1 protein-coding gene is annotated in these 271 nt (G+C 72.3%); it reads left to right on the forward strand.

All coding sequences use genetic code 11. The features are described 5' to 3' along the window. Window positions 1-271 (forward strand): hypothetical protein (locus QP363_RS13110; RefSeq protein WP_284764805.1); only part of this gene is annotated, 271 nt, incomplete at both ends.

Genomic DNA, 271 nt, shown 5'->3' on the forward strand with positions numbered 1-271 from the left:
GTGAGGCGCACCCGAGCGCGTCGCGCTGGGGGTGCCCTCGTGCTCTCCCTCCTCATCGGCGCTCCTTCGCTGCTCCTCGGCGCATGTGCCCCCGTCCTCGCGGACGACGGAGTCTCTGCCGAGGAGCCTCCCGGCGCACGATCAGAGTCCGCTGCACCTGGCAGTGCTGATGTGGCCGATGACGGGTCGCAGCCTCGGATCGTTGCGACGACGCCGATCATCGCCGACCTCGTGCGCGCGGTCGCCCCGCGAGCGCGCATCGCGACGCTCG

It is taken from the genome of Corynebacterium sp. UMB6689 (assembly GCF_030215295.1).
GTDB lineage: Bacteria > Actinomycetota > Actinomycetes > Mycobacteriales > Mycobacteriaceae > Corynebacterium > Corynebacterium aurimucosum.